Source organism: Bacillota bacterium LX-D, assembly GCA_031628995.1.
Classification (GTDB): domain Bacteria; phylum Bacillota; class DUOV01; order DUOV01; family Zhaonellaceae; genus JAVLUO01.
Window position 1 is genome coordinate 34,612 of the sequence record JAVLUO010000010.1, and the last position, 12,881, is coordinate 47,492.

Sequence of the window (12,881 nt, forward strand, 5' to 3'; positions counted from 1 at the left end):
TATTACTGGAATTACAGAAGTGTGACAGAAAGATTTAGACGGAATAAAAAAACAGCCTGGAGGCTGTTTATAATATGTTGATTCTAGCAGGATAAGGTGTCGGGAATTGTAATAGGGTATTCACCGTTAAAGCAAGCTTTACAGACTCTGTGACCATTATCTTTTAAAGCCAAAAGCATTCCTTCAACACTTAAGTAGTGTAAACTATCTGCTCCTATATGGTTTTTAATTTCAGAAATACTTTTTCTGGCAGCAATAAGCTGCTGTTGGGAAGAAACATCAACTCCATAGTAGCAGGGATATCGAAGGGGAGGGGAGCTAACTAAAAAATGTACCTCCTTAGCACCTGCTTTCCTTAACATTTTGACTATTTGGCAGCAAGTTGTGCCCCGGACAATGGAATCATCTACAATGGCAACTTTTTTTCCTGCCAGTAGACCTGGCACCGGGTTTAATTTAAGCTGCACTTCTCTTTCTCTTTGCCTTTGGTTCGGTTGAATAAAAGTACGCCCTAAATAGCGATTCTTGGCTAAGCCTTCCCGAAAGGGAAGCTGCTTTTCTTCTGCAAAACCTAAGGCAGCAGTAATACCTGATTCAGGAACTGCAATAACCAAATCAACATCAATGTTAACTTCCCGTGCCAATTGTTTGCCAAAAGACCTGCGCACTTCATTGACAAGCTGGTTATCGATTTTACTATCCTGTCTAGCTAAATAAATATATTCAAAGACACATAATCTCTGTTGTTCCGCAGAAATATTGATGGATCTGAGACCTTTTTGGGTAATTTGGATTATTTCTCCCGGTTTGATATCTCTAATCAACTGAGCACCAATAGTATCTAAAGCGCACGATTCTGAGGCTAAGACGTAGCTGCCTCTCTTTAGTTTTCCTAAGCATAATGGCCTTACTCCATGAGGATCTCTGGCTCCAACTAATTGGTTTTCTGTTAAAACCAGTACCGAATAGGCTCCTTGGACCTGGGTAAATACTTGGGCAAGTAATTCTGGTGAAAACTGGGCCTCGGTTCCGGTTAATAATTTGAGGATAACTTCGCTATCGCTAGTCGTTTCGAATTTAACGCCTTTGGTGGCTAACCGCTTGCGCAGTTTAAAGCTGTTGACCAGGTTGCCATTATGGGCCAATGCTATATTTGGGGTGCTGGAGGAAGAAAGTAAGGGCTGAGCATTGGCCAATGTGCTTTGACCAGTTGTGGAATAACGCACATGGCCAATGGCAAAATCCCCCTTTAAATCAGCTAATTTTTCCTTCGTAAAAACATCTGTCACCAGACCCATTCCTTTGTGCAACTGCAAACTTTTTCCATCTGCAGCAGCAATGCCGGCACTTTCCTGCCCCCGGTGCTGAAGGGCCAATAAACCGTAATAGGTGAGACGGGAGACATCTTCTAAAGGAGCGTAAATACCAAAGACACCACATTCGTCCTTAGGTTTGTCATCAATCTGCTTAGGGGCCATCATGGTTTTTAAGCAATACCAAAGTATTTGGCAGCTACATCACTGGCGCAATTGGTACCGCACATAGCACAGCCGTCTTGCTGAGGTTGTTTTGCTTTAATTGCCCGAGCTTTTTCAGGATCAATGGCAAAGGAGAGCTGTTTGTCAAAATCTAAGGCTACTCTAGCCTGGGCCATTGCTAAATCTTTAGCTTGAGAACTAGTTTTCTTACGAGCTATATTTACGGCATGAGCAGCCATTTTAATGGCCAAAATACCCTGTTTAACATCTTCGTCAGTAGGCAGTCCTAAATGTTCAGCAGGTGTTACATAGCAGAGAAAATCTGCTCCTACGTAGCCGGCATAGGCTCCGCCGATAGCTGCTGTAAGATGATCATAGCCAGGGGCAATATCTGTGGCCAAAGTCCCTAGGATATAATAGGGGGCATTGTGACATAAACGTTTTTGGAGCAAAATAGTGGTATCTACATGATGGAGAGGAACGTGTCCAGGACCTTCAACCATAACTTGAACTCCAGCTTCCTGAGCTCTTTTTACTAATTCTCCGGCGACGATTAAACCGGCAATTTGGGCAGCGTCTAGAGAATCAGCTAAGGAGCCAGGCCGAATAGCATCTCCAACACTTAAGACTACATCATATTTTTTCATAATCTCTAGGACCCGGTCAAATTGCTCATAGAGGGGGTTTTCTTTTTCGTTGTGGAGCATCCAGCCTGTCATAAATGAACCTCCGCGGCTTACAACATCAGTAACACGGCCGGTTTTCTGCAATTGATCCAAGACAGTCATGTTCAGGGCAGCATGAACGGCCATAAAATCCATCCCATCGGCAGCTTGTTTTTCAATTATGGCAAAAATATCCTCAGGATCCATTTTAACAATATTGCCGTTTTTTTCAATTGATTCAATTCCTGCTTGATAAAGAGGAACGCAGCCTACGGCAACATTGGCATTTTCCAAAGAAAACTTCCGCATGGCATCAATGTCCCCGCCTGTACTTAAGTCCATAACGGAATTGCAGCCAGCTGCTTCAGCAGCCCTTAATTTTATACCTTCAAATTCATAGGAATCCCTGTCGCTGGAAGTGCCATATAAGGCGTTAATTTTAACGGTTAAACCAGCGCCAATTCCACAGGGCCTAATTTTTTTATACTTTTTACGATTTTGATTAATGGGGATGACAATGCTTCCCTTGGCAATACCTTCTTGGATAAATTCCACAGGGAGTTGTTCATATTCTGCAACTTTTTGCATTTCCTCTGTTATATTACCGGCTCTTGCTTCTAATACTTGGGTTGTCATGGTTATAACCTTCCTTTTCCTATAGATTTTGTATTTAACAGCTTACTTTGGCAGTATGTAAAAACTCGGAAACAACTTTCATAGCACAGTATTTGCCACACATAGTACATTCCGAGGAAAAATCACCGCTGCGCTCTTTCCAGATTTTTTCCGCTCTTTCCGGATCAACAGCCAAGGCAAATTGTTTTTTCCAATCCAATAATTTTCTAGCCTTAGACATTGCTAAATCCCACTGGTCGGCTCCTGGCACGCCCTTAGCTACATCGCCGGCATGGGCAGCAATACGGGCAATAATTACACCTTCATGGACTTCTTCCACATCGGGGAGGCCCAGGTGCTCAGAAGCAGTTACATAACAAATGAAATCTGCTCCGGACCAAGCGCTAAGGGCTCCTCCAATGGCTGCATTATAGTGGTCATAACCAGGGGTAATATCAGTTACCAGAGGACCAAAGACAAAGTAAGGTGCTCCTTGACAAAGTGTTTTTTGTAAATTGATGGTAGACTTTATTTGATCAACAGGTACATGACCAGGACCTTTAACCATAATCTGGACACCTGCTTTTCTAGCCCTCCGGACTAAATCCCCTAAGATAGACATTTCTTTAACTTGAGGCCAATCTAAGGAGTCAGCAATAGCACCGGGACGCATTCCATCGGCTAAACTTATGGTCACATCATATTTTCGGCAAATCTCCAAAATACGATCATAATAGGTATAAAGAGGATTTTCCTTACCAGTGTGGACCATCCAGCCAATTAAATGGGAACCTCCATAGCTAACTAAGGGATCTACCCGGCCTTCACTTTTTGCTAGTTCCATAACCTCTCTAGTTAGGCCGCAGTGCATAGCTAAAAAGTCTACTCCGTCAGCAGCTTGGCGTTCAATAACTTCTAAAAGTTCCTCTTCTTTCATTTCTAAGGAGGAACCGTATTTAGCAGCTGCTTCCGCCATGGCCTGGTAGAGGGGGAGAGTCCCTACAGGTGTTGGGGTGGCTAAGAGTGATTCTTTCCGCATGGCATCTATATCTCCGCTGACACTTAAATCCATAATAGAATCTGTTTTGGCGTGGACAGCGGCTTTAATTTTCGCCAACTCTGTATTGGGATCGCAAGTTGAGCCATATAAGCCAACACTGGCGCTAACTTTGGTCCTTAGGCCTGCTCCAATACCTGTAGGTTTACGATTTGTTCTGTTAATATTACAGGGAATAACAATTGTACCTGCGGCCACTCCTGCTCGAATAAATTCTGGGCTTACATTTTCATCCTTCGCTACTTGTTCCATTTCAACTGTAATAATGCCTTGTACTGCACTCTCAATTTGGGTCAATTTAATTACCTCCTCACAGAATATTTGTAATTTTGCAAATAATTGGCAACAATTTTAAAATACATTTCCATTGAAATTTGCTTAGTGCTAAAGCAGTTTTCGAAAAATAAAAAAGTCCACAACTAAAATTAGTTGTAGACTTTTCCATGATCTACGAACTTCACCGCCTTTACACACGAAGGCTGGTTCAGAGTAATAGGCAGGTCTCCTGACTAACGGGTCATAGCTCGCATTTATGCCTTCCCAGGCTGAGCCCAGTGACATAAACAACTCTCCGACTACAGTGGCGGGTCCGTGCCGTTTGTGGGATAACCACTTCGGACTTCCCTATTATTCCCAAGGGAACCTATTACCGTATTTGATTATATAAGTAATATATATTCTCTAAAACTATTTGTCAATACTTTTTTTCTAAAAAAGCAATAAAATTTAGCTTTTTATTTCAATCTTCCAGTAAAGCAGCTATTCTGCTTTGAGCATCATTTACTAAAACAGCCACTTTATCATCTGTCAATTCTTTACCTGCTTCCAAATCTTGCAGTATCTTTTCAAAGCTAGCCACAAGCAAATTGTTGATCTGAGAGTAACGGCTGCCGGCATTTTCTGGCGACTGTCTTCTGCCGCTCCAAATGGGATCCATTTGCACAAATAAATAATTAGTGATTTGGCTCATGGCTTGAGCAAAGTTAGCAATCTGGGGATGGAGAAAAGAAGTCATCCCTTCATAGGTAGTAGCGCGTAACTGCAATCTACCTGCTTCCTGTAATGCTTGATAGGCTTTAGTACCTTGCAAAATAATTTGGGGATGATAAAGTACATTAGCTGTAATGGCTAAATTATTGAGCAAAGAGTTTCTTTGGAGAAATGAAAAATTAAGGCGCAAATCTTCCACAGAAGAGTCTGGCTCAAACATAATAAATCCGACGTTGGGCTCAATGCCATGGTGACGTAAAATCCTTAGAGCATTTTCATTTTGGGCAACGGTAGTCATTTTATTTAAACGCTTGAGGGAAGCATCTTTCCCACTTTCTAAGCCAATTAGAATATGGCGCAGTCCAGCATCCACTAAAGCCCCAATTGTTTCCTCCCGAATGTCATTAGCCCGAGCTTCAATGCCGAAATGTATCTTTCGTGCTTTCAAAAGCTCCGCTAAGACTAGGGCTCTTTCCTGGCCTTGCTGCCCTGGACCAAAAAAGTTAGGGTCAGTAAAGTAAAAGTCCTTTTTCTGGTATTTAGCAATAACTTCATCAATTTCGGCGGCGATATTTTCAGGACTTCTTCCTCGCCATTTGGTGCAGCCATAGTATGGGTTAATGTAGCAAAAAGTACAGCCTCCATAACAGCCTCGGCTGCCTTCCAAATTTACTTCTCCTATGTTTAGCATTGCTTTAGTCCGTAAGGGGAAGGGCAGCTGATTTAAATCGGCAATTACTTCCCGACGCTGACCATGGAAAGCACCTTCTTCGTCCTGCCAAGCAAGGCCGGGAATATTTTTAAAATTATCATTGGTAAAGGGCTGAGCAGCTAACTGGGCAAAGGTAATCTCAGGTTCTCCTAAAATTACTGCGGCAATAGCCGGACAGTGGTGCAAAATCTCTTTGTAAGCAAAGGTAGGATAATAACCATAGGCTACTATGGTGTCAACCAATCCTTGCTTTTGAATTTTTTGCAAGAATGTATAAAGCTTTACATTATTTTCCCAGTTATAGACTAAATGAATCCCTAGGAGATCAGGCTGAAAGGCTGCTATTTTTTGCTCTATTTCCTCATAAGCTAATTTCTCCAGGTAACCTTCGACTATTTTCACTTCATGCCCTTGACTAACTAACATGGCGGCGCTGTAGCCTGTAATTAGGCTGGAAGAAAGCGGAGTATTGGCAATGTCATTACAGCGCCCTGGGTCCGTTTGTCGAGGGTGTTCCAGTAAAAGAATTTTCATTCTATTTTACCTCCTGCCACATAAAAACATTGTTCCATAAATGATAAGTTTCCAGTTCATAACGCAAAGTTTCATAGGGCTTAGGGTTGTAGTAAACAGGGTAGAGCAGGTCTGTTTCGGGACCAATTAACCCTTCCTCTGCGGCTCTGGCGGCAATGGCGGTTCCCGGCATAATGCGAATATTATTTAAGACAATGGTACCGAGATTTCTTTGGGTTCGGTGCAGCTCATAAAGCCGATGGAGCAATTGTTTACTTTCCCTAATAGTTTCTTGATTTTCCCCAGGTACATTGACCATAAAATGGTACATAGTAACTACCTCAGTACTGGCAGCCAAGGCTGCTGCTTGCAGAATATCATCGATGCTTAAATTTTTGCCTAAAACAGCCAATGCTTCTTCATGAAGACCATCTGGCGAAAAGGAAAAACAGTTGCAGCCTCCTTTGGCAAAAAGTTGAATATTATTTTTGTTTAAGCAGTCTTCACGGAAAAAGCCGCTCCAAGTTATGTGTAACTCCCGCCGGATTATTTCTTCGCAAATTGCTTCTAAATGCCCAGCAGGCATATTAATGACAGGGTCGTTAAAATGAAAATTAGTAACTCCATATTTCTTATATAAAAACTCTAATTCATCTACTACTTCCAAAGGCTGACGACAGCGCATTTTTTTCCCTTGCAGCTGATGATAAACGCAGTAGGTGCAGTTTAAAGGACAGCCTCTTTTAGTTTCAATGCCTATTGTAGGAACATAATTGTTGATGCCCTCGTAAAGCTTAGGCGATAATAGCTCACGGTTAGGCACTACATAAGCTTCTAAGTCATAATCCCTGGCCGGAGGATTCAGCTGCACCTTGTTGTCTTGGCGGAAACACAATCCCTTAATGTCTGGGGGATTGTCAAGTGCAGCAAGTAGGGCCGGGAAAGAATGTTCTGCTTCTCCCCGGATGCCATAATGAATTTCCGGCAGTTCATTCATAATCCGTTCAGGAAAAAGGGAAAAACCCGTCCCTCCGGCAATGATCCGAGCCGTAGGCAGCAGGGCGGCAATGAGACGCACTGTGGCAATAAAAGGAGGGAGGAGGGAACTGGTTTTATTAGCCAAAGGATCAATATTGCGCAAGGACAAGCCTACAACCTCAGGCTGGTACTCTAGTAATTTCTCTTTTAGTTCTCCATAAGGATCCAAAGTAGTATTCATATCTAAGAGAGCAACTTCATGGCCGGCTCTTTTTAAATGGGTAGCTAAAGTTACAATGCCGATGGGATATACCTTTTCTTGGGTAAAACCTTCCACAGAAGGGGTTTGCACCATAAGTACACGCATTTTATTCACTCCAGTAACAAAATAGCATAGTATTTAATAAAATCATCTTGGTCAGCTAAGGTTTTTAAACTAAGCCCTGCATTTCTGACCGTTGTAAAAACATCAATGCCTGAACTTTCCATGGAAGGCCGGGCATTTTTAGTGTTATGGCAAATGCCGTCAGCAGCACACTGGTTACAGATACTGCAAGGCCCTGCCCAATAAGCAAGAGCTTTATGGTAGCCGGCTTTAAATGCCGTTTTTTCAGCTTGCAGCACCAGCTTTTGAAACTCATTAGTAGGGGGAGCTCCTTGTAATAGCAAACACTGAGTATAATCCGCCAGTACTTGACGGGTTTTTTCCGCAGTAGGGCTATTAGGTGGACAGTGAGGTTTCCCATAACTGCTGCAGCCAAACTGACAGCGGAGAGCTGTCCAGTTTGGTATATGGATTGCTTCTATAGGAATAGGCAAAGCCTGTTGGAATCCTAAAGTTTTAATTTTAGCAGCTAATTGAGTTTTTTTGTCTAAACAAAGATTTTCTAAAATATTTTCCTCTTTGGCTGCCACAATTAAGGCCGTATCCGAGGCCGGAGATAGAAGCTCAGTTTGGTAAAGTTTTAACTTGGCTAATTCCTCTTTCACCCAACTGGCAGGAAATACTCTGCCATTATAGGTATTGGTCAGCATATTCAAATCAAAGAGGGCTGCTTTAGCTGGGTTGTGCTCATCAAAGAAATCATGAATCAATAAGATACCGTTGCTTTTCAGGCACTTTGCTGCTTTGTGCAGCAGCTCAGGAATTTCTTCCTCGGAATAAGCGTGAATAATGTTAGATAGTATGACTAAATCAAAGCTATTATCCTCCACAGGCCAATCCTCTAGAATATTGGCAGGATAGAAATTAAGCCTGGCTCCATACTTTTCGCCAGCTAATTCCCGGCCATAGTCCAGTACCTGCTGAAGGTCTAGTAAAGTTGCCTCAGTTTGGGGGAAACGATCTAAAAAACCTTTAGCAACTGTGCCTACTCCAGAGCCTACATCTAAAATTTTTCCTGACAAATTAATCCGGGCAAAGAAAGGCAGCATTTCCTGAACTTTAGTTTGGGCAGCAGCGCTCATGGCACGACTATATTTCCTTATCCTATCAATCAATTCTTGAGGATCTTCGTCATTCTGAGCAAAAACCACTCTTCTGCCGGCTTGCAAACAGCCTTGAAGGCTTCGCCAATTCTCCGTCAGGTATTTACGCCAGAGAATAGCTTCGCCTTGGTAATCCTGGCTGGTTTTGACTAGATATTGACGGGAAATTTTTGTATTAAAATAAGTTTCTTGAAATTCAAAAAGTAGTCCCAAGGAGCAAAGAGCCTTAAGGAAGCGTTTTAAAGCACCTTGATTTAATTTCAGGAGCTTAGTAAGCTCTGCCAAGCTTTTTCCATTAGGTTCCATAGCAGTAAATACATCTAATTCTACTGCTGTAAAAAGGGCCTCGGAAAACCAGTAGGCTGTGGCTAAATCCTCCAAATATTGGGGATTAGTTGTTTGAGGGTCATTTTGTAAAAATGCCAAAGGGCTCATTATTCCACATCCTTCTTAGATTTCTGGGGTGGTGACTCCGGCAGCGTCAAAAGTAAGCATTTTATTAATTACCTGGGCAGCTGCTTCTACGATATTCATAGCTAGGGCTGCACCTGTCCCTTCTCCTAAGCGAAGGTTTAAATTAAGCAAAGGTCTTAGTCCCAACTCCTGCAGCATAAAGCTGTGGCCGTATTCCTTGGAACGATGGGCAGCAATCATATAATCTAAGGAATTAGGGGCTATTGTCTTAGCCAGCAGTGCTCCGGCTGTGGAAATAAATCCATCGACGATAACAGGTATCCGATAATAAGCTGCTCCTAAAATGACTCCAGCAATTCCTCCAATTTCAAAGCCTCCAACTTTGGCCAGCACATCTACTGGGTCTTTGGGATCAGGCTTATTTATTTCAAGTGCTTGCTGAATTACCCTGGCTTTATTTTCTAAGGCTTCGTCTGTAATTCCAGTGCCTCTTCCTGTAACTTCACGAGGTGGAAGTCCAAAGAGGGCAGCTAAAATGGCAGTGCTAGGCGTTGTATTGCCAATGCCCATATCTCCTGTAGCTACTAACTGAACTCCTTGGTCTACCAGTTGACCGACAATTTTAATGCCGGTCAGCAAAGCTGCTTCAGCCTGTTCCCTAGTCATAGCAGCTTCTTTGGCCATATTTTTTGTGCCCGGGGCAATCCGGCAGGAGATAATCTTGCCTTCCTGGGCAAGGCCGCTTAAATCTGCGGCCACACCCATATCCACAACAACTACTTGGGCTCCTGCTACTTGGGAAAGAACATTAATGGCGGCACCACCCATAATAAAATTATTAACCATTTGAGGGGTAACTTCTTGCAGAAAAGCACTTACTCCTTCTTCTACGACGCCGTGATCTCCTGCCATGGTAATTACAGTTTTCTTATGGACAGAAGGCTGTAATGTTTCTTGAATAGCCGCCAGCTGTTCGGCTATAACTAGCAGCTCTCCTAAACTACCCTGGGGAATGGCTAAGGTATCTAGATAGTTTTTAGCTTTTTTACGCCATTGGGTACTTACAGGTTTAATAGCAGCAATAAATTTTTGCAATTCTGAATTCATTTCTTTTTCCTCCTTTTTTCAGGAAGTACATGTATGTACTGAAACCATAAACATGTCCTCTTATATAAAGTATAATTATAAAGTATAATTTGCTGGTTAAAACTTAGTAAAGATAATTAACAACACCATTAAGGACAGTACTTCGATACATTCATGAACAGCACCTAAAGTATCTCCGGTGATTCCGCCAATTTTTTTCCAGACATACCATTGTAAAAAAGCAGTACCTGCCAAAATGCTCAGTAAAAATAGGATACTTAGATAATGCAGCAGAAAGAAAGCAGCAAAGAGTACTGTAAAAGAGTTAAAAAAGAGTTGCCAATAGCCCACATATTGGGTAAAGCTGCCAGTACCGGTGGAACGGGCATATTTATAAAAGGCAGCTCCATATACTTGGGACCAGCGCCCCAAAGCAGAAGCCAGTACCAAAGCGATTCCCTGACCTGCCAAAGGTATTTGGCTAAGGAGCACATATTTCAGCAGCAATGCTAGTGCTCCTGCAGTTACTCCATTGGAGCCTACTCTGCTGTCTTTCATAATTTCTAAAATACGTTCCTTGGGCCTGCCGCTAAAAAGACCATCAGCAGTATCCATGAGGCCATCATAGTGTAAATTTCCCGTACTAAAAATTAAAAAAGCTAAGGCCAAAAGGTTGCAGACGGGAATGGGCAGCAAATAAGATAGTCCATACCTTAAAGCTGCGGAACATCCTCCTAAAAGCAGTCCCACTAAGGAAAAATAGGACATAGCTTTAGCAATATTTTTTTCGTCTATGGGTCTGGTAATGGTAATAGGAAACTTTGTTAAAAATTGGACTGCAATTAAAAATTCCATAAGTAATGCCTCCGTTATTACTTCTCGTTGCTAATTGGCAAAGAACCGGACACTGTTCTGGAAGCGGTTTTCGTTTTTAATGCTCTCGAGTACAGCAGAGAACTGACGCATAGACTTAAGAAATAACTAATGTCAGCTCCACCTAAATAAGTAGCCAAGGGGCCCGTATAGAGGACTGAACTCATAAAGGGGATGGAAACAGCTACACCGCAGATAAAGGCACCAACGCCTTGCCAACCCATTGTTACATTTTGCAGTTCAGGATGTACTTTACGGTAATAAAAATCACACAGGATTACACCTACCCAGGGAGCGATCCAGTAAGAGAGGAGAAGTAAAAAATTTTCATACATACTAGATAATTCTCCGTGGCCAAAAGATATGGACAAAGCTCCTAAGCAGGCAATTAAAAGAGCTGATGTCCAGCGTTTGAGGGGCAGCCCCATAGTTAAAGCTGCCAAGCCCCCGCTGTACATAGCCATGGCGTTAACAGGTAAAATGCTAAGGATAATTGTAATGAGAGCAGGGATAGTAAAAGCACCCATTAATTGGGCAAAGAAATCCATGGGACCTGTGTGCATGCCTAAGCTTGCTGTTAAAGCACCTAGGATTTCCAGCCAAATGCAAACAGAGCAAGCCCCCCAAAAGGAAAAGTTTAGAATTTTCCTCTTAGAGGTATTAGCAGGAAGATAGCGGGCATAGTCTGCTCCAATGGGGCAATAGCTGATTTGATAGGAAAATGCTACGGCAATTGTGAGGATAAACATACCCAAACTAAAACCGCCAGCAGTGTTTGGTCCGGCCTGAGCTAAAATTTCCGGCAAGTTCTGGACAGTGATGACAGACATGATGAGAAAAAGCACTCCGACAATAATGGACATCCAGTGAGCAAAAGAGTGAATAAAATTATAACCATAAATAGCAACTAACAGTGTTGCAGCTGTAAGAACTAAAAGAGAAAGATGATAGCTTAAAGGGACGATTTTTTGGAGAGCCATAATGGCCAGCACTAGATTCACAGCCAGCCAACCAATATTATTAATTAGGCTTAAAAAGGATAAGCCAAAAACGCCCGCTTTACCCATGGCTTTTTTGCTAGCGGGAATTAGGGGCTGCCCTAACTCTGGCCCTAGGGTAGAGATCATTCCTAAACAGAAAGCGCCGAACACATTGCCTATGAGAATTGCTAAAATGGCGTACTTTAAGGACAAACCAAATTCAATGCCTAAAAAGCCCGTAAACCAGCTGACTACGTTTAAATTAATGGCAAACCAAATAGTAAACATTTGCCTCGGGTGGCCATGGCGTTCCTTCTGGGGAATTGGTTCAATTCCATAGGGTTCAACTTCCAAGACATTTTCCTGGTAGGATTTTTCTTCCATTTCCATTGTTCTTCCTCCTTAAATTATTTAATAAAAAGAAAAGTCCACATCCTAATAATAGGTGTGGACTTTACCTTCATCCTCACTTAAACTTTTACTCGAGGCAGCAGTTTTTCTAGGCAGTCTCCAACTCCGGGAACAGCACTTAATTGCCTCTTTTCTGGCACAGAGTGGTAAAAAATAAAGCTCCCTCTAAAGATAACTTTACATCGTTCCTTAACCTAACTTGTTACCACTTCCACGCAGATTATGAGCATACTACTTTGGCAGGTCTTCTGACTCAAGGCTATCTACTTGCTCACCTTCCCAGCATAAGCCAGTGGTTATCGAGCTTTCGGACCTTACTACAGCGGCGGGACCGTATCCTTTAAATGGATTTTCCTATTCTCCAAAATTGGCACCAAAGAGTAATTAGTTTTAACTTTTAATTTATCTTGCTATAACTTAGTTTAACAAGTTATAGCAAGATAATTTATTATAATATTTATTCAACATAATCAACAATTTTCCTGCTAGTAATAGAAAAATTCAAAATAAATTTAACTATTTTTTAAATTTTTTGATTGTTTTGGCGTTGCTATTTAAAGACAAAATTTTAATAGAAAAAACAATAAATGTCCTTGTATCTGTATGTAAGCGGAATATAAT

At 42.0% G+C, this 12,881-nt stretch carries 9 protein-coding genes and 2 riboswitches; all 9 genes read right to left on the minus strand.

The window, feature by feature from the left end:
- Positions 1-83 precede the first annotated feature (83 nt).
- Entirely contained in the window at positions 84-1,481 is a 1,398-nt protein-coding gene (purF, locus tag RDV78_09020; GenBank protein MDS1030607.1) for an amidophosphoribosyltransferase, read from the minus strand.
- A 5-nt stretch (positions 1,482-1,486) separates the two neighbouring features.
- Positions 1,487-2,779 carry a B12 lower ligand biosynthesis ThiC-like protein BzaB gene (gene bzaB, locus RDV78_09025; protein ID MDS1030608.1) on the minus strand — a complete coding sequence of 431 codons (1,293 nt, stop codon included), beginning with the start codon at positions 2,777-2,779 and terminating at the stop codon, positions 1,487-1,489.
- Between the two features lie 34 nt (positions 2,780-2,813).
- The gene (gene thiC, locus RDV78_09030) at positions 2,814-4,112 is read right to left on the minus strand and encodes a phosphomethylpyrimidine synthase ThiC (protein MDS1030609.1); all 1,299 of its coding nucleotides are present in this window, start codon (positions 4,110-4,112) and stop codon (positions 2,814-2,816) included.
- A 180-nt stretch (positions 4,113-4,292) separates the two neighbouring features.
- Positions 4,293-4,477, minus strand: a riboswitch (cobalamin riboswitch).
- A gap of 77 nt (positions 4,478-4,554) precedes the next feature.
- On the minus strand, positions 4,555-6,051 hold the full coding sequence (locus RDV78_09035; protein MDS1030610.1) for a radical SAM protein: 1,497 nt from the start codon (positions 6,049-6,051) through the stop codon (positions 4,555-4,557).
- Position 6,052: 1 nt separating this feature from the next.
- Entirely contained in the window at positions 6,053-7,375 is a 1,323-nt protein-coding gene (gene bzaD, locus RDV78_09040; GenBank protein MDS1030611.1) for a B12 lower ligand biosynthesis radical SAM protein BzaD, read from the minus strand.
- A gap of 5 nt (positions 7,376-7,380) precedes the next feature.
- The gene (locus RDV78_09045; GenBank protein ID MDS1030612.1) at positions 7,381-8,931 is read right to left on the minus strand and encodes a DUF2284 domain-containing protein; all 1,551 of its coding nucleotides are present in this window, start codon (positions 8,929-8,931) and stop codon (positions 7,381-7,383) included.
- A gap of 15 nt (positions 8,932-8,946) precedes the next feature.
- On the minus strand, positions 8,947-10,017 hold the full coding sequence (gene cobT / locus RDV78_09050) for a nicotinate-nucleotide--dimethylbenzimidazole phosphoribosyltransferase (GenBank protein ID MDS1030613.1): 1,071 nt from the start codon (positions 10,015-10,017) through the stop codon (positions 8,947-8,949).
- Between the two features lie 96 nt (positions 10,018-10,113).
- The gene (gene cobS, locus RDV78_09055; protein MDS1030614.1) at positions 10,114-10,851 is read right to left on the minus strand and encodes an adenosylcobinamide-GDP ribazoletransferase; all 738 of its coding nucleotides are present in this window, start codon (positions 10,849-10,851) and stop codon (positions 10,114-10,116) included.
- A 17-nt stretch (positions 10,852-10,868) separates the two neighbouring features.
- Positions 10,869-12,239: a cytosine permease gene (locus tag RDV78_09060; GenBank protein ID MDS1030615.1), complete on the minus strand. Its 1,371-nt coding sequence runs from the start codon at positions 12,237-12,239 to the stop codon at positions 10,869-10,871.
- Positions 12,240-12,480: 241 nt separating this feature from the next.
- A riboswitch (cobalamin riboswitch) is annotated at positions 12,481-12,653 on the minus strand.
- Between the last annotated feature and the right edge of the window lie 228 nt (positions 12,654-12,881).

Coding starts and splice junctions, on each gene's coding strand:
- purF (MDS1030607.1), bottom strand. CDS start 1,481: ATGATGGCCCCTAAGCAGATTGATGACAAACCTAAGGACGAATGTGGT.
- RDV78_09060 (MDS1030615.1), bottom strand. CDS start 12,239: ATGGAAATGGAAGAAAAATCCTACCAGGAAAATGTCTTGGAAGTTGAA.
- bzaB (MDS1030608.1), bottom strand. CDS start 2,779: ATGACAACCCAAGTATTAGAAGCAAGAGCCGGTAATATAACAGAGGAA.
- RDV78_09045 (MDS1030612.1), bottom strand. CDS start 8,931: ATGAGCCCTTTGGCATTTTTACAAAATGACCCTCAAACAACTAATCCC.
- bzaD (MDS1030611.1), bottom strand. CDS start 7,375: ATGCGTGTACTTATGGTGCAAACCCCTTCTGTGGAAGGTTTTACCCAA.
- cobT (MDS1030613.1), bottom strand. CDS start 10,017: ATGAATTCAGAATTGCAAAAATTTATTGCTGCTATTAAACCTGTAAGT.
- RDV78_09035 (MDS1030610.1), bottom strand. CDS start 6,051: ATGAAAATTCTTTTACTGGAACACCCTCGACAAACGGACCCAGGGCGC.
- cobS (MDS1030614.1), bottom strand. CDS start 10,851: ATGGAATTTTTAATTGCAGTCCAATTTTTAACAAAGTTTCCTATTACC.